Source organism: Pseudomonas sp. MWU13-2862 (genome assembly GCF_023242495.1).
In the GTDB taxonomy this organism is placed as follows: domain Bacteria; phylum Pseudomonadota; class Gammaproteobacteria; order Pseudomonadales; family Pseudomonadaceae; genus Aquipseudomonas; species Aquipseudomonas gingeri_D.
On the sequence record NZ_JALMEZ010000016.1, the window covers coordinates 59841 to 75235 of the forward strand.

Annotated in this window: 16 protein-coding genes; 11 read left to right on the plus strand and 5 right to left on the minus strand. The window is 62.4% G+C overall.

The window, feature by feature from the left end; genetic code table 11:
* Position 1 precedes the first annotated feature (1 nt).
* From M5C56_RS25740 to fdhA, 5 genes are all read left to right on the plus strand, one after another.
* Entirely contained in the window at positions 2 to 331 is a 330-nt protein-coding gene (locus M5C56_RS25740) for a sarcosine oxidase subunit delta (protein ID WP_100938567.1), read from the plus strand.
* Complete coding sequence (locus M5C56_RS25745; RefSeq protein ID WP_103498196.1) at positions 328 to 3345, plus strand: sarcosine oxidase subunit alpha; 3018 nt, start codon at positions 328 to 330, stop codon at positions 3343 to 3345. Before M5C56_RS25740 ends, M5C56_RS25745 begins: the two co-directional genes overlap by 4 nt.
* Positions 3346 to 3555: 210 nt before the next feature.
* Complete coding sequence (gene soxG, locus M5C56_RS25750; protein ID WP_100938565.1) at positions 3556 to 4188, plus strand: sarcosine oxidase subunit gamma family protein; 633 nt, start codon at positions 3556 to 3558, stop codon at positions 4186 to 4188.
* 217 nt (positions 4189 to 4405) lie between these two features.
* On the plus strand, positions 4406 to 5263 hold the full coding sequence (gene purU, locus M5C56_RS25755) for a formyltetrahydrofolate deformylase (RefSeq protein ID WP_103498197.1): 858 nt from the start codon (positions 4406 to 4408) through the stop codon (positions 5261 to 5263).
* Positions 5264 to 5520: 257 nt separating this feature from the next.
* On the plus strand, positions 5521 to 6720 hold the full coding sequence (gene fdhA, locus M5C56_RS25760; RefSeq protein ID WP_103498198.1) for a formaldehyde dehydrogenase, glutathione-independent: 1200 nt from the start codon (positions 5521 to 5523) through the stop codon (positions 6718 to 6720).
* 243 nt (positions 6721 to 6963) lie between these two features.
* Here fdhA and M5C56_RS25765 read toward each other — a convergent pair whose 3' ends face one another.
* Positions 6964 to 7224: a short-chain dehydrogenase gene (locus M5C56_RS25765; RefSeq protein WP_103499628.1), complete on the minus strand. Its 261-nt coding sequence runs from the start codon at positions 7222 to 7224 to the stop codon at positions 6964 to 6966.
* Positions 7225 to 7652: 428 nt separating this feature from the next.
* Here M5C56_RS25765 and M5C56_RS25770 point away from each other — a divergent pair, with 428 nt between their 5' ends.
* The gene (locus tag M5C56_RS25770; RefSeq protein WP_103499646.1) at positions 7653 to 7997 is read left to right on the plus strand and encodes a type II toxin-antitoxin system Phd/YefM family antitoxin; all 345 of its coding nucleotides are present in this window, start codon (positions 7653 to 7655) and stop codon (positions 7995 to 7997) included.
* Positions 7997 to 8656 carry an AAA family ATPase gene (locus M5C56_RS25775; RefSeq protein WP_103499645.1) on the plus strand — a complete coding sequence of 220 codons (660 nt, stop codon included), beginning with the start codon at positions 7997 to 7999 and terminating at the stop codon, positions 8654 to 8656. Before M5C56_RS25770 ends, M5C56_RS25775 begins: the two co-directional genes overlap by 1 nt.
* 48 nt (positions 8657 to 8704) lie before the next feature.
* On the opposite strand, the gene M5C56_RS25780 is transcribed toward M5C56_RS25775, so the two are convergent.
* From M5C56_RS25780 to M5C56_RS25790, 3 genes are all read right to left on the minus strand, one after another.
* Positions 8705 to 9379, minus strand: coding sequence for an anti-sigma factor (locus tag M5C56_RS25780; RefSeq protein WP_103499644.1), 675 nt, complete (start codon positions 9377 to 9379; stop codon positions 8705 to 8707).
* Positions 9376 to 10020, minus strand: a complete 645-nt coding sequence (locus tag M5C56_RS25785) for a sigma-70 family RNA polymerase sigma factor (protein WP_103499643.1) — start codon at positions 10018 to 10020, stop codon at positions 9376 to 9378. Before M5C56_RS25785 ends, M5C56_RS25780 begins: the two co-directional genes overlap by 4 nt.
* A gap of 186 nt (positions 10021 to 10206) precedes the next feature.
* Positions 10207 to 10794 carry a fasciclin domain-containing protein gene (locus tag M5C56_RS25790; RefSeq protein ID WP_103499642.1) on the minus strand — a complete coding sequence of 196 codons (588 nt, stop codon included), beginning with the start codon at positions 10792 to 10794 and terminating at the stop codon, positions 10207 to 10209.
* A 221-nt stretch (positions 10795 to 11015) separates the two neighbouring features.
* On the opposite strand from M5C56_RS25790, the gene M5C56_RS25795 reads away from it, so the two are divergent.
* Complete coding sequence (locus M5C56_RS25795; RefSeq protein WP_103499641.1) at positions 11016 to 11558, plus strand: DUF2780 domain-containing protein; 543 nt, start codon at positions 11016 to 11018, stop codon at positions 11556 to 11558.
* 70 nt (positions 11559 to 11628) lie between these two features.
* Here the strand turns inward: M5C56_RS25795 and M5C56_RS25800 are convergent, their stop codons facing one another.
* The gene (locus tag M5C56_RS25800) at positions 11629 to 12534 is read right to left on the minus strand and encodes an acyltransferase (RefSeq protein WP_103499640.1); all 906 of its coding nucleotides are present in this window, start codon (positions 12532 to 12534) and stop codon (positions 11629 to 11631) included.
* 196 nt (positions 12535 to 12730) lie between these two features.
* On the opposite strand from M5C56_RS25800, the gene M5C56_RS25805 reads away from it, so the two are divergent.
* Genes M5C56_RS25805 through creC form a run of 3 tightly spaced genes read left to right on the plus strand, consistent with a single transcriptional unit; the run spans position 12731 to position 15391 of the window.
* Positions 12731 to 13231, plus strand: a complete 501-nt coding sequence (locus M5C56_RS25805; RefSeq protein ID WP_103499647.1) for an ATP-dependent zinc protease — start codon at positions 12731 to 12733, stop codon at positions 13229 to 13231.
* 58 nt (positions 13232 to 13289) lie between these two features.
* Positions 13290 to 13970 (plus strand): two-component system response regulator CreB, encoded by a 681-nt coding sequence (creB, locus tag M5C56_RS25810; protein WP_103499639.1) that lies wholly within the window; start codon positions 13290 to 13292, stop codon positions 13968 to 13970.
* Positions 13970 to 15391 carry a two-component system sensor histidine kinase CreC gene (gene creC, locus M5C56_RS25815; RefSeq protein WP_103499638.1) on the plus strand — a complete coding sequence of 474 codons (1422 nt, stop codon included), beginning with the start codon at positions 13970 to 13972 and terminating at the stop codon, positions 15389 to 15391. Before creB ends, creC begins: the two co-directional genes overlap by 1 nt.
* Positions 15392 to 15395: the final 4 nt, after the last annotated feature.

Below are 15395 nucleotides of genomic sequence, written 5' to 3' on the forward strand. Positions count from 1 at the left end.
TATGTTGCATATCTTCTGTCCTCATTGCGGCGAGCTGCGCTCCGAAGAGGAATTCCACGCTTCCGGCCAGGCGCATATCCCGCGTCCACTGGACCCGGGCACCTGCACCGACGAGCAGTGGGGCGACTACATGTTCTTCCGCGACAACCCCCGCGGCCTGCACCACGAGTTGTGGGACCACGTTGCCGGTTGCCGCCAGTATTTCAACGTGACCCGCGACACCGTCACCTACGAGATTCTCGAAAGCTACAAGATTGGCGAGAAGCCGCAATTCACCGCTAAAGCAGACAGTTCGAAAGTGCCCGGCGCGGCTGTGGGAGAGAAGGTATGAGCCAGGTCAATCGCCTGTCCAACGGTGGTCGGATCGACCGCAACAAAGTCTTGAGCTTCACCTTCAACGGCCAGGTCTACAAAGGCTTTGAAGGCGACACCCTGGCCGCCGCGTTGCTCGCCAACGGTGTGGATATCGTCGGTCGCAGCTTCAAGTATTCCCGGCCACGGGGCATCTTTGCCGCCGGCGCCGAAGAGCCGAACGCGGTCCTGCAACTCGGCGCCACCGAAGCGACCCAGATTCCTAACGTGCGTGCCACCCAGCAAGCGCTGTATCAGGGCCTGGTGGCCACCAGCACCAACGGCTGGCCGAGCGTCAACAACGACATGATGGGGATTCTCGGCAAGGTCGGCGGCAAGCTGATGCCACCGGGCTTCTACTACAAGACCTTCATGTACCCGCAGTCGTTCTGGATGACCTACGAGAAGTACATCCGCAAGGCCGCGGGCCTCGGTCGCTCGCCGACCGAGAACGATCCGGACACCTACGACTACATGAACCAGCACTGCGACGTGCTGATCGTCGGTGCCGGCCCTGCCGGTCTGGCCGCTGCACTGGCCGCCGCGCGCAGCGGTGCGCGGGTGATCCTGGCCGATGAACAGGAAGAGTTCGGCGGCAGCCTGCTCGATTCGCGCGAAAGCCTCGATGGCAAGCCGGCGGCCGAGTGGGTCGCCAGCGTTATCGCCGAATTGAAAGGCCTGCCGGACGTGCTGCTGTTGCCGCGCGCCACCGTCAACGGCTACCACGACCACAACTTCCTGACCATTCACGAGCGCCTCACCGATCACCTCGGTGACCGTGCGCCGATCGGCCAGGTGCGCCAGCGTATCCACCGGGTCCGCGCCAAGCGCGTGGTCCTGGCCACCGGTACCCATGAGCGTCCGCTGGTCTACGGCAACAACGACGTACCGGGCAACATGCTCGCCGGTGCCGTTTCGACCTACGTCCGCCGTTACGGCGTGGCCCCGGGCAAGAAGCTGGTGCTGAGCACCAACAACGATCACGCCTATCGCGTGGCTTTGGACTGGCTTGATGCCAGCCTGCAAGTGGTGGCTATCGCCGATGCCCGCAGCAACCCGCGCGGCGCACTGGTGGAAGAAGCACGGGCCAAGGGGATTCGTATCCTCACCGGCAGCGCCGTGATCGAAGCTCGTGGTAGCAAGCACGTCACTGCGGCGCGCATTGCCGCCATCGACGTCAAAGCGCATAAAGTCACCAGTCCTGGCGAATGGCTGGACTGCGATCTGGTAGCAAGCTCCGGCGGCTACAGCCCGGTGGTCCACCTGGCCTCGCACCTGGGCGGCAAACCGACCTGGCGTGAAGATATCCTCGGTTTCGTACCGGGCGAAGCACCGCAGAAACGCGTGTGCGTCGGCGGTATCAACGGCGTCTACGGCTTGGCCGATGCCTTGGCCGACGGTTTTGAAGGTGGCGTTCGCGCGGCCAGCGAAGCCGGTTTCAAGGCGGTCGAAGGCGTGCTGCCCAAAGCCCTGTCGCGTCTGGAAGAGCCGACCCTGGCGCTGTTCCAGGTGCCCCATGAAAAAGCTACCGCACGGGCGCCGAAGCAATTCGTCGACCTGCAGAACGACGTCACCGCCGCCGCCATCGAACTGGCGACCCGCGAGGGCTTCGAGTCGGTCGAACACGTCAAGCGCTACACCGCGCTGGGCTTCGGCACCGACCAGGGCAAGCTGGGCAACGTCAACGGCCTGGCCATCGCCGCCCGTTCGTTGAACGTGACCATCCCGCAGATGGGCACCACCATGTTCCGCCCGAACTACACGCCGGTGACTTTCGGCGCGGTCGCCGGCCGTCACTGCGGGCATATCTTCGAGCCGGTGCGCTACACCGCCTTGCAGGCCTGGCATGTGAAGCAGCGCGCCGAGTTCGAGGACGTGGGTCAATGGAAACGTCCGTGGTACTTCCCGCGTAACGGCGAAGACCTGCATGCGGCGGTCAAGCGTGAGTGCAAGGCCGTGCGTGACAGCGTTGGCCTGCTCGATGCTTCGACCCTGGGCAAGATCGATATCCAGGGCCCGGACGCCCGTGAATTCCTCAACCGTATCTACACCAACGCCTGGACCAAGCTCGATGTGGGCAAGGCGCGCTACGGCTTGATGTGCAAGGAAGATGGCATGGTGTTCGACGACGGCGTCACCGCCTGTCTGGCCGACAACCACTTCCTGATGACCACCACCACCGGCGGCGCGGCTCGCGTCCTGCAGTGGCTGGAGCTCTACCACCAGACCGAGTGGCCGAACATGAAGGTGTACTTCACCTCCGTGACCGACCACTGGGCGACCATGACCCTGTCCGGGCCGAACAGCCGCAAGCTGCTCAGCGAAGTGACCGACATCGACCTGGACAAGGACGCGTTCCCGTTCATGACCTGGAAAGAAGGCCTGGTCGGCGGTGTGCCGGCGCGGGTGTTCCGCATCTCCTTTACCGGCGAGCTGTCCTATGAGGTCAACGTCCAGGCCGACTACGCCATGGGTGTGCTGGAGAAAATCGTCGAGGCGGGCAAGCAGTACAACCTGACCCCGTACGGTACCGAGACCATGCACGTGCTGCGGGCCGAGAAGGGTTTCATCATCGTCGGCCAGGACACGGACGGCTCGATGACCCCGGACGACCTGAACATGGGCTGGTGTGTCGGCCGGACCAAGCCGTTCTCCTGGATCGGCTGGCGCGGGATGAACCGTGAAGACTGCGTGCGTGAAGAGCGCAAGCAGTTGGTCGGGCTCAAGCCGATCGATCCGACCAAGTGGCTGCCGGAAGGCGCCCAGCTGGTGTTCGACACCAAGCAGACGATCCCGATGAAAATGGTCGGTCACGTGACCTCCAGCTATGCCCACAACTCCCTTGGCTATTCGTTTGCCATGGCGGTGGTCAAGGGCGGGCTGAAGCGCATGGGCGAGCGGGTGTTCGCACCGCTGGCCGATGGCAGCGTGATCGAGGCGGAAATCGTTTCTTCGGTGTTCTTCGATCCGAAGGGTGATCGCCAGAACATCTGAGGTGCTCCTTGTGGGAGAGGGTTTGCCGGCGATCCGGGCACCGCGTTGTACGGATCGCCAGCAAGCCGGCTCCTACAGGTTTCGGTAAGGCACAGAATTGAGGTCGGACGCGGACTTTTGTAGGAGCCGGCTTGCTGGCGATGACGGCAGCACAGTCACCACAGGGTCCACGGACAACCGCAAAGACAGAATTCAACACAGGTGTTTCACATGACCACAGCCAACGTTTACCAACAACGCCCGACTTCCGGGGCCAAGGCCGAGTCGTCGTTGCACCATGCCGACCTCGCCAGCCTGGTGGGTAAAGGCCGCAAGAACGCCGGTGTCACCGTGCGGGAAAAGAAATTGCTCGGTCACCTGACCATTCGTGGCGATGGCCATGACGCGGCCTTCGCCGCCGGCGTGCACAAGGCCCTGGGCCTGGAACTGCCCGTGGCACTGACCGTGGTTGCCAAGGGCGATACCAGCCTGCAATGGCTTGGCCCTGACGAGTGGCTGCTGATCGTCCCGAGCGGCGAAGAGTTCGCTGCCGAGAAGGCGCTGCGCGAAGCCCTGGGCGACCTGCATATCGCTATCGTCAATGTCAGCGGCGGCCAGCAACTGCTGGAGCTGAGCGGTCCGAACGTGCGCCAGGTGCTGATGAAGTCCACCAGCTATGACGTGCACCCGAACAGCTTCCCTGTGGGTAAGGCCGTCGGGACGGTGTTCGCCAAGTCGCAACTGATGATCCGCCACACCGCCGAAGACACCTGGGAGCTGGTGATCCGTCGCAGCTTTTCGGATTACTGGTGGTTGTGGTTGCAGGATGCGGCGGCCGAGTACGGTCTCAGCGTCCAGGCCTGAGGTTTTGTGTGATCTGTAGGAGCCAGCTTGCTGGCGATGGATTCACGGGCGCCGCAGTGTTTCAGGCGCCCAGCGTTATCGTTGGCCTCCATCGCCAGCAAGCTGGCTCCTACAGGGTTTGGTGTCGTATACAAGGGTAAGGATTGCCTGGAGCTCTCTACCAAGAGGCTCGCGATCAACCGCTTGGCGGTTGCCCCTCACGAACAGGAGTCAAGCAATGAGCCGCGCCCCCGATACATGGATTTTGACCGCCGACTGCCCCAGCGTGCTCGGCACGGTGGATGCGGTGACCCGCTATCTGTTCGAGCAGGGCTGCTACGTCACCGAGCACCACTCGTTCGATGACCGCCTCTCGGGGCGTTTCTTCATTCGCGTGGAGTTTCGCCAGCCCGACGGTTTCGACGAACTGGCCTTCCGCGCCGGCCTCGCCCTGCGCGGCGAGTCCTTCGGCATGCTGTTCGAACTGACCGCGCCGAACTACCGGCCGAAAGTGGTGATCATGGTCTCCAAGGCTGATCACTGCCTTAACGACCTGCTCTACCGCCAGCGCATCGGCCAATTGTCCATGGACGTGGCCGCCGTGGTTTCCAACCACCCGGACCTCAAGCCCCTGGCCGACTGGCACCAGATTCCCTACTACCATTTCCCGCTGGACCCGAACGACAAGCCGAGCCAGGAACGCCAGGTCTGGCAGGTGATCGAGGAGTCCGGTGCGGAGCTGGTGATTCTCGCCCGCTATATGCAGGTGCTCTCGCCCGAGCTGTGTCGCAAGCTCGACGGCAAGGCCATCAATATCCACCACTCGTTGCTGCCCGGCTTCAAGGGCGCCAAGCCCTATCACCAGGCCTATAACAAGGGCGTGAAACTGGTGGGGGCCACCGCGCACTACATCAACAACGACCTGGACGAAGGCCCGATCATCGCCCAGGGCGTGGAAGCGGTGGACCACAGTCATTACCCCGAGGACCTGATCGCCAAGGGCCGCGATATCGAAGGGCTGACTCTGGCCCGGGCGGTGGGGTATCACATTGAGCGGCGGGTCTTTCTGAACGCCAACAGGACGGTGGTGCTCTGAAGAACGGTCGTTTTACGACCTTCGCCGCACCGCCGCGAAGAGGCCCGTAAGAACAACGCAACAACCACAAGCAATAACCCGGGCAATCTCCCACAGAGGACGCGGTGCCTGCCGTGACGCAATACCCCTGTAGGAGCCGGCTTGCCGGCGATGAGGTCCGCAAGAACAACGCAACAACCACAGGCAATAACCCGAGCAATCTACGCGCTGCCCCCTGGCAACGTGTTGCTACATAAAAACAACAGCGAGGTGAAAGCATGTCTGGCAATCGTGGTGTGGTGTATCTCGGCAATGGCAAGGTCGAGGTGCAGAAAATCGACTATCCGAAAATGCAGGACCCACGCGGCAGGAAGATTGAGCACGGTGTCATCCTGCGCGTCGTCTCCACCAACATCTGTGGTTCGGACCAGCATATGGTCCGTGGCCGTACCACTGCCCAGACCGGCCTGGTCCTGGGTCATGAAATCACCGGTGAAGTGATCGAGAAGGGCAGCGACGTCGAGAACCTGAAACTCGGCGACCTGGTCTCGGTCCCTTTCAACGTGGCTTGCGGGCGCTGCCGTTCCTGCAAGGAGCAACACACCGGCGTCTGCCTGACCGTCAACCCGGCCCGTGCCGGCGGTGCCTACGGTTATGTCGACATGGGCGACTGGACCGGCGGCCAGGCTGAATACGTGCTGGTGCCGTACGCCGACTTCAACCTGCTCAAGCTGCCGGATCGCGACAAGGCCATGGAGAAGATCCGCGACCTGACCTGCCTCTCCGACATCCTGCCTACCGGCTACCACGGCGCGGTCACCGCGGGTGTTGGTCCAGGCAGCACCGTATACATCGCCGGTGCCGGTCCGGTCGGCCTCGCGGCGGCGGCTTCGGCGCGCCTGCTGGGCGCGGCGGTGGTGATCATCGGTGACGTCAACCCGATCCGTCTGGCCCACGCCAAGGCCCAGGGTTTCGAAATCGCCGACCTGTCCAAGGACACCCCGCTGCACGAACAGATCGCCGCGCTGTTGGGCGAACCTGAAGTGGATTGCGCCGTTGATGCCGTGGGCTTCGAAGCCCGTGGTCACGGCCATGAAGGCGTGAAACACGAGGCTCCGGCCACCGTGCTCAACTCGCTGATGGGCGTAGTCCGCGTGGCGGGCAAGATCGGTATTCCGGGCCTGTACGTGACCGAGGACCCGGGTGCGGTGGATGCTGCCGCGAAAATGGGCAGCCTGAGCATCCGCTTTGGCCTCGGTTGGGCCAAGTCCCACAGCTTCCACACCGGCCAGACCCCGGTGATGAAGTACAACCGCCAGCTGATGCAGGCGATCATGTGGGATCGGATCAATATCGCCGAGATCGTCGGTGTCCAGGTCATCAGTCTGGATGACGCACCGAAGGGTTACGGCGAGTTCGATGCGGGCGTGCCGAAGAAGTTCGTGATTGACCCGCACAAGCTGTTCAGCGCGGCGTAAGCAGTAAAGGGCAAGACGGAAAAAGGGCGACTTCGGTCGCCCTTTTTAGTGGGTGAAATTCAGTTGGAACAGACGGGCTTTCTGGCCGATATCCCGGTGGTACACGGTCGTTGGCAGCACATCGTTTCTGTAGGAGCAGGGCTTGCCCGCGAAGCTTTTAGCGATCTCAAGGGCCTCTTCGCGGCGGTGCGGCGATCCGACAAGCCCTGCTCCTACAGTTTTGTTTCGTTGCGTATTCTGCGATCAGGCCTGTAGCCGCCAGCCCAGTACATCCATCAGGTCGCAGCCATCGCGCATGACCATCGCGGGGACCTGGAGGATATGTTGGAAGTCGATGTCATTGGCGTTGTGCAATTCAATGTGAGACAGGGCTTCGAGCATCTGTGTCGCCGCGAGGAAGCGGGCGGCGGCATTGGCGTGGAGCACGTCGGTCGGGCTTTCGGCGTCGATCAACAGGCTGGGGATCAGGCAGTCGATGGCGGTGAGGGGTATGTATTTAGTCATGGGTAAAACCTCGGGAGTTTAGGACGAGGCCACCACACATCCGTCGCCAAACGAAAGGTGGCAGCTGTACGCAGGTTGGCGAACCGGAAACATCCCAAGCCGGCAGACCCGAAGGTCTCCCGCGCACAGCCGCCATAAAGCGGCTTTGCGGGTGCGAAGGCACCTGCAAACAAGCACAGAGCTTTCGCATGGGAGTTTAACGAGTCGCCAAACCCGTATCGCCAATCAGGGCGACCGGCGGACTATAAGCCGCAGGCTTCTGAGGACGCAAGGCGGGGAATTGTTACGGGTCATTCTGATGGGTGGATCTGAGGATCGGCTATCTTCTAGCCGAAACAAACCTTGAAAAAGCTGAATATGGCAAAAATAGCCAGATTGCTTCGGCGTTGCTATAGTGAGCTGGCCATCTCAGCTTGCGAGCACATGCCATGATTGCCTTGCCTGACCTCCTTGATCTGCCCCGCCAGAATGCCTCCCAGGTGAAGAACAAGTGGGCCGACGTTGTCCGTCTGGTCCATCAGTCCGGCACTGTGGCGGTGACCAACCACTCGACTGTGGAAATGGTGCTGCTGGCCGCCGAGACCTATCAGCAACTGATCGCCGAAGTACAAGCCTACAAGGCCCGGGAGCAATCGGCCCTGGAGGAGTTGACCCAACGTTTCGATGCCCGCCTGGAGGTTCTGCAACAGCCTGAATCTGTCACTGGCGTGCGTTCACTGCTGGCGGCCAAAGGCAAGCTGGGCAAGCGACCCAAGGCAGGATCCTCCTACTGATGAGTGAAGTATTACCCAGCGGACGTCCTTACATTTTCGTCTTGGCAGGTGTCAACGGTGCAGGTAAAAGCTCCGTGGGTGGTGCGCTCCTGGCTGAACACGGGCTGGATTGGTTCAACCCGGATAGTTTTGCACGTGAGTTGGTCGGCTCGCAGGGCATTGATCCTGCTCAGGCCAATGCCCTGGCTTGGGAGCACGGCCGCTCCCTGTTGGAAACCGCACTGCTCCAGGGGCGTAACTACGCGTTCGAAACCACGCTGGGTGGTAACACGATTGCGCGCTTGCTGGCTCAGGCCGCTCGCACTCATGACGTGGTGATGCTGTTTTGCGGATTGTCGTCCGCGGAGCAGCACCTACAACGGGTACGTTTTCGCGTGTCCGTCGGTGGTCACGATATTGCGGAAAAGAAAATTCGCGAGCGTTGGGTATCCTCTCGAGCGAATCTGGTCAGTCTGATGCCGCTGTTGGCGCACTTGCAGGTGTTCGATAACAGCGCCGACGTCTTACCGGGTGAAGATATTCCAGACCCTGTGCTGATTCTGGAGATGGTGGCTGGACATATCACTTTCCCGGATCCGGAAGATGCCGTTGCCTTGCAGGACACACCACAATGGGCGCGGCCGCTGGTACAGGCGGCTATTGAATATCTTCCGGAGTAGTCGGTCTGAAACGCCGCCGATCCTGCAAGGACCTCGCGGCTTTTGGGTTCAGAGGGCCGCCAACGGCCCCTGGTACAACACCGGTCCGGTCGGTTGCCCGGTTGGTGACCCGCCCGCCGGCTCGAGGCTGACCGCCAGCACCACCGAGGTGCCGAGCAAGGCCTTATGTGCTTCGCTCAATTCCACTCGCCCCTTGCCTTCCTTGGGCACCAGACCCAGGGACACCGGCTTGCCACCCACCGGAATCGCCCACAATTCCAGGCTGCGGTCGGCGGTCACCGCCGCCAGGCTCAGCGGTTCCACTTGCAGGTAGTCGGCATGGGCCTTGACCCGCAATGCCGGGGTTTGCGTGCCGCTGAGCAGGGTTGCGCTGGCGCTCACCGGGTCATGGTTATAGAACACGCCCAGGGCCACCACCAGCACCAGCGAACAGGCCGCCGCGAGGATACGCAACCGACTCCAGAACGGCCGTTTCTCAGGCAGGTGCAGCCGTTGCGGATCGATCCTTGCGACAACACCTTGCCACACCCGATCCGGCACCGGCTGTTCAGCCACCGATTCGGTCAGGGCCATCAGGTTTTCCTGCCACTCGGCGACCTGGGCCCGCAGTTTGGCGTCGTCGCGCATCAGTGCTTCGAAACGCCGACGCGCAGCCTTGGACATCACGCCGATGGCGTAGTCGGCGGCGAGGGCGCGGCGCAGGCGGGGGTTCTGGTAGTTCATGATTCAAGGCACCTGCGCAGGCGTTCCATGCCGCGACGTATCCAGGATTTGACCGAGCCCAGCGGCGCGGGCAGTTGTTCGGCCAGTTCCGCGTAGGACAGGCCGTGGAAGTAGGCGAGGGTGATCGACTGGCGTTGCGGGCCCTCCAGGGTCTCCAGGCAACGGTTCAGGGCACTGGCCTCCCGGGCGCTGTCGAGCAGTTCGTGGGCCGAGGGGCTGTCGTCGGCCAGGCTGTCTTCCTGGCCCTCGACCAGGGGCACCTCGCGGAACCTGCGCAACTGATCGATGGCCAGGTTACGGGTGATGTTGGTCATCCAGGTCATGGGCGCCGAGAGGTGGGCCTCGTAACGCGAAGCGTTGTTCCAGATGCGCACGAAGCTCTCCTGGAGGATTTCTTCGGCCAGGTCGGCGCGGCCCAGGCAACGCAGGGCTACACCGTGCAGGCGTGGGGCGACGCTACGATACAGCGTCTCGAATGCGCGGCGGTTGCCCAGTGAGCACTGGGCCAACAGCTGCCTGAGTTGATCGGCGTCGGCGGTGGAAATGGGTGTTCTCCAGACAATCAAAAGACGATGTATGGGCCGCGCTGTGCGCTCGTTGCCGCCTGAGGGTAGTTCACGGCACGCGGTTGTTCCATTCATTGGGGGGCCTCACAGGTCACACGGCCTCGGCCATAGACCAGTTATTACAGTCAACGCGCCCCTGTAGGAGCCAGCTTGCTGGCGATGGAGGTCAACGATGACGCGGGGTGCCTGAAACACCCCGGCGTTCTTGAGTCCATTGCCCGCAAGCGGGCTCCTACAGGTAGAGTGGCGGTGTGGCGAGTCTCAGCTTTTGGGCAGCAGCACCTTGTCGATCACCTGGATCACGCCGTTGGATTGCATCACGTCGTAGGTGGTGATGTCGGCGGTGGTGCCTTTCTCATCCTTGATCACGATGTTGTGCGGGCCGTTCATCATTGCCCACAACTTGCCGCCGGCGACGGTGGTCAGCTCGGTCTTGCCGCCGCCGGCCTTGATGCGCTTGGCCAGTTCGGCCATGTCGAGTTTCCCGGCCACCACGTGGTAGGTGAGGATATGGGTCAGGGTGCCTTTGTTTTCCGGCTTGAGCAGGGTTTCGACGGTGCCGGCGGGCAGGGCGGCGAAGGCGGAGTTGACCGGGGCGAAGACGGTGAACGGGCCCTGGCCCTTGAGGGTCGGCACCAGTCCGGCGGCCTTCACGGCGGCGACGAGGGTGGTGTGGTCGGCGGAATTGACCGCGTTGTCGACGATGTCCTTGCTCGGCAGCATGCTTTGTCCGCCGACCATCACACTGTCGTGGTCCATGCTCATGCTCGCCGCCTGGGCCAGGCCAGCGGACAACGCGAGGGTCAACAAGCTGGCAATCAGGGGCGCTTTGATCGAAGTGCATTTCATGATGGGGAATCCTTGTCGGTATGAAGTCGGCCAGGAAGTTCTGTCCGTGCTTGATATACGCAAGGGGGCGGGGATCGGATGCAGGGACCGCTGAATTTTTTATGGGGACGGTAGGAGGATTCAGCGAGCGCGGAACAAGTCGGTTTTTTTTGACTCCAACGGCAAGTGTTCGGCGCCTGTCCCTGCTGGCGGGTGGTATTGATGACTTTCGAGGTATTGCAATGAAGATTCCACGCGGTGTTGTACTGGCTTCGCTCCTGGCATTCGCCGCTACCCCGGTGTTTGCGGCGTTCAGCCTGAACGATGCGGCCAATGCGGTCTCGTCCATGCAAGGCGGGCAAAATGGCAATGCGGCGGCCCCGGCTGGCGGTCTGCTCAGCGCCCTGGGTTCGCAATTGCATGTCACCCCGGAACAGGCGGTGGGTGGTACCGGTGCGATGCTGGGCTTGGCGAAGAACAAACTCAGTGGCAACGATTATTCGCAGTTGAGCAAAAGTGTACCGGGCCTCGACCAGCTCTCGGGCGCGGGTGCTTTGTCCGGCCTGGGCGGTTTGCTCGGCCAGTCGGGTAACTCGTCGGCGGTGGGCAGCGCGCTGGGCAATGTGCAGAACACCGGTGACCTGAACAAGGCCTTCGGTGCCCTGGGCATGGACAGCGGCATGGTCGGCCAGTTTGCTCCGGTGATCCTGCAATACCTGGGACAGCAGGGCGTCGGTGGTCCGCTGCTCAAGAGCCTGGGTGGTATCTGGGGCGCCGGTAGCTGATCAGGCATCGGGCTCGCATAAAAACGCATCGCACGGTTCAAGCCGCGCGATGCGTTTTTTTATGGGCTGATCAAACGGAGCGTTCTGTTGACGCGCTCTCGCTGCGCAGCGCCGCGATACGCTGGTCCTTCTCACTCCAGAGCTGGTTGACCCAGTCCTGGATCTGCTGGCGAAACAGCGGGTCGTTCTCGTAGTCGCCTTGCCACAGATCGGCGGTCAATTCGCGGGTCTGGAAGTCGATGATGACCTTGGGCAGGTTGCCGCTGATCAAATCCCAGAACCCCGGAATCCGCTCTTGTGGATAAACCACGGTGACATCGAGGATCGCGTCCAGTTGTTCGCCCATGGCCGCCAGCACGAAGGCCACGCCGCCGGCCTTGGGCTTGAGCAGATGGGTAAAGGGCGAGTCCTGCTCCTGGCGTTTGGCCGGGCTGAAGCGGGTGCCTTCGAGGTAGTTGACCACGGTCACCGGCTGGCGCTTGAACAGCTCGCAGGCGGCCTGGGTGATTTCCAGGTCATGGCCCTTGAGTTCCGGGTGCTTGTCGAGAAAGGCCTTGGAGTAGCGCTTCATGAACGGATAGTCCAGCGCCCACCAGGCCAGGCCCAGGAACGGCACCCAGATCAGCTCTTTCTTGAGGAAGAACTTGAAGAACGGCGTGTGCCGGTTGAGGGTCTGGATCAGCGCCGGGATATCGACCCAGGACTGATGGTTGCAGACCACCAGGTACGAGGTGTCGCGGCGCAGGCCTTCGGCACCGCGAATATCCCAGCGGGTGGGGATGCACAGGGCGAAGATCAGCTTGTCGATCTCGGCCCAGGTTTCGGCGATCCACATCACCGCCGTGCTGGCGTAGTCGCGAAAACGACCGGGCAGCAGCAGCTTGAGCAGGGCGAAGAGCATCAGCGGGCCGAACAGTACCAGCGTGTTGAGCAAAAGCAGGAACGTGACGAAACTGCCGGTGAGCAGGCGGCGCATACAGGGACTCTTTCAAAACGTGAGGGCGCGCCATGATAAAGGCGGGCGCGGGCAGACGCCAAATTGCCCGGGGGACAAATGTTTCACGGGATGTCGGATAGGTTGATAGTGGTCTGTCAGATTTGTTCATGAACCAACGCGCGAACAGCGGTCTAAAATGGCGCCCCTTGTGCGTCCACCCAAAGGTACAGCCGAAGTGAAATCCATTCTTGCCCTGTTGTCCCTCCTGGCCCTGCCGGTCATGGCGGCCGAACCGACCCTCTACGGGCGCTACGAATATATCCAGCTGCCGGAAATCGGCCAGACCTTCAAGGCCAAGATGGACACCGGTGCGTTGACCGCCTCGCTGTCGGCCAAGGATATCGAACTGTTCAAGCGTGACGGCGAGGACTGGGTACGTTTCCGCCTGGGCATGGCCGGTGCCGACGGCAAGGTCTATGAGCACAAGGTCGCGCGCATCAGCAAGATCAAGACCCGTACCGAGGAAGACGAAGACGGCGAAGCCAGCGACGCGAGCAAGCGCCCGGTGGTGGAACTGGAAATGTGCCTGGGTAACGTCAAGCGTAGCGTGGAGGTCAACCTGACCAACCGCAGCGGCTTCAACTACCCGCTGCTGATCGGCGCCAAGGCCCTGCGCGAATTCGGCGCGGCGGTGAACCCGGCGCGGCGTTATACCGCCGACCAACCCCACTGCTGATTGACGGGGCGGCACGGGTCCGGCACCGTTGCGCGATCAACACCAGTGCTCGGACGCCATGCCCCATATCCTGATTGTCGAAGACGAAGCGGCGATTGCCGATACCCTGATCTATGCCCTGCAGGGTGAAGGGTTCACCACCACCTGGCTGAACCTGGGGGGCGCGGCGGTCGAGCACCAGCGCACGACGCCGGCCGACCTGCTGATCCTCGATATCGGCCTGCCGGATATCAGCGGTTTCGAGGTGTGCAAGCAGCTGCGGCGCTTTACCGAAGTGCCGGTGATGTTTCTCAGCGCCCGTGATGGCGAGATCGACCGCGTGGTGGGCCTGGAAATCGGCGCCGACGATTATGTGGTCAAGCCCTTCAGCCCACGGGAAGTCGCGGCGCGGGTGCGGGCGATCCTCAAGCGTGTGGTGCCCCCGGCGCTGTCGGCGGTTTCCAGTGAACGCTTCCTGGTCGATCACGAACGGGTACAGATCAGCTATCGCGGCCAGCCCTTGAACCTGACCCGTCACGAATTCCGCCTGCTCGCCAGCCTGCTGGAGCAACCCGAACGGGTCTTCAGCCGCGAGCAGTTGCTCGATGCGCTGGGCGTGGCGGCGGACGCCGGCTACGAGCGCAACATCGACAGCCATATCAAGAGCCTGCGAGCCAAGCTGCGTGCGGTGGCTGGCGATGCCGAACCGATCCAGACCCATCGCGGCCTGGGCTACAGCTACAGTCCGGGGAACAGCTGATGCCGTTGGGGATCCGGATTTTCCTGGTGTATTTCCTTTTCGTCGGCCTGACCGGCTATTTCGTGCTGAACACGGTGATGAAGGAAATCCGCCCCGGCGTGCGTCAGTCCACCGAAGAAACCCTGGTGGACACCGCCAACCTGCTGGCGGAAATCCTCCACGACGATGTGAAGAACGGCACCCTCAGCCAGAGTCGCCTGCCGCAGGCACTCAAGGCCTACGGCCAGCGCAAGCCGGCGGCGACCATCTGGGGGCTGGAGAAGAATCAGGTCAATCACCGGATCTACGTGACCGACGCCCGTGGCATCGTCTTGCTCGATTCCGCCGAGCAGGCGGTGGGGCAGGACTATTCGAACTGGAACGATGTCTACCTGACCCTGCGCGGCGAGTACGGCGCCCGCTCGACCCGCACGGTGGACGGTGACCCGAACTCCTCGGTGATGCACGTCGGCGCGCCGATCACCGACAATGGCCAGATCATTGGCGTGGTCACGGTGGCCAAGCCCAATAGTTCGTTGCAGCCTTATGTGGATCGCACCGAGCACCGCCTGCTGATGTACGGCGCCGGGCTGATCGGCCTGGGCCTGTTGTTCGGCGCGCTGTTGTCCTGGTGGCTGAGCGCGGCGTTGCGGCGCCTGACCGCTTACGCCCAGGCGGTCAGTGAAGGTCAAAAGGCCGAGCTGCCACGCTATCGCGGCGGCGAGATGGCGCAGTTGGCCAATGCCGTGGAGCATATGCGCACGCAGTTGGAGGGCAAGGCCTATGTCGAGCGTTACGTGCACACCCTGACCCACGAACTGAAAAGCCCGTTGGCGGCGATTCGTGGGGCGGCGGAGCTGTTGCAGGGCGAGATGCCGGAAGCCCAGCGCGAGCGTTTTGTCGGCAATATCGACAGCGAAAGCGCGCGGATGCAGCGGTTGATCGAGCGGTTGCTGAACCTGGCACTGGTGGAGCAGCGTCAGGTATTGGAGGAGCAGGTCGAGATCCCCTTGGGGAGCCTGGTGGATGAAGTCTTGCAGGCCCAGGCCGCGCGGATCGAACGCGGACGCTTGCAGGTGCAGCAGTCGATTGCACCGGACCTGAAGGTATTCGGCGAACCCTTCCTGCTGCGTCAGGCCATCGGCAATCTGTTGGACAATGCCCTGGACTTTACGCCGCCGGAGGGGCTTGTGCACTTCAAGGCCGAACGCCAGGGCCGGCAGCTGTGTTTGACGCTGTTCAACCAGGCCGAGGCGATTCCCGAGTATGCGCTGCCGAGACTGAGCGAACGCTTCTACTCCCTTCCACGGCCAGGTAGCGGCCGCAAAAGCACCGGGCTGGGGCTGAACTTTGTCGAGGAAGTGATGAAGCTGCACGGCGGCGAACTGCACATCGGCAATGTGCCCGGCGGGGTCGAGGTCGGCCTGAGCTTTCCCGGATAAACAC

Bases quoted from the DNA above. Each gene is read 5' to 3' on its own strand.
- M5C56_RS25780 (WP_103499644.1), bottom strand. From the start codon at position 9,379: ATGAACTACCAGAACCCCCGCCTGCGCCGCGCCCTCGCCGCCGACTAC.
- M5C56_RS25740 (WP_100938567.1), top strand. From the start codon at position 2: ATGTTGCATATCTTCTGTCCTCATTGCGGCGAGCTGCGCTCCGAAGAG.
- M5C56_RS25745 (WP_103498196.1), top strand. From the start codon at position 328: ATGAGCCAGGTCAATCGCCTGTCCAACGGTGGTCGGATCGACCGCAAC.
- M5C56_RS25790 (WP_103499642.1), bottom strand. From the start codon at position 10,794: ATGAAATGCACTTCGATCAAAGCGCCCCTGATTGCCAGCTTGTTGACC.
- fdhA (WP_103498198.1), top strand. From the start codon at position 5,521: ATGTCTGGCAATCGTGGTGTGGTGTATCTCGGCAATGGCAAGGTCGAG.
- M5C56_RS25775 (WP_103499645.1), top strand. From the start codon at position 7,997: ATGAGTGAAGTATTACCCAGCGGACGTCCTTACATTTTCGTCTTGGCA.
- M5C56_RS25770 (WP_103499646.1), top strand. From the start codon at position 7,653: ATGATTGCCTTGCCTGACCTCCTTGATCTGCCCCGCCAGAATGCCTCC.
- M5C56_RS25765 (WP_103499628.1), bottom strand. From the start codon at position 7,224: ATGACTAAATACATACCCCTCACCGCCATCGACTGCCTGATCCCCAGC.
- creB (WP_103499639.1), top strand. From the start codon at position 13,290: ATGCCCCATATCCTGATTGTCGAAGACGAAGCGGCGATTGCCGATACC.
- M5C56_RS25785 (WP_103499643.1), bottom strand. From the start codon at position 10,020: ATGAATGGAACAACCGCGTGCCGTGAACTACCCTCAGGCGGCAACGAG.
- purU (WP_103498197.1), top strand. From the start codon at position 4,406: ATGAGCCGCGCCCCCGATACATGGATTTTGACCGCCGACTGCCCCAGC.
- M5C56_RS25800 (WP_103499640.1), bottom strand. From the start codon at position 12,534: ATGCGCCGCCTGCTCACCGGCAGTTTCGTCACGTTCCTGCTTTTGCTC.
- soxG (WP_100938565.1), top strand. From the start codon at position 3,556: ATGACCACAGCCAACGTTTACCAACAACGCCCGACTTCCGGGGCCAAG.
- M5C56_RS25795 (WP_103499641.1), top strand. From the start codon at position 11,016: ATGAAGATTCCACGCGGTGTTGTACTGGCTTCGCTCCTGGCATTCGCC.
- creC (WP_103499638.1), top strand. From the start codon at position 13,970: ATGCCGTTGGGGATCCGGATTTTCCTGGTGTATTTCCTTTTCGTCGGC.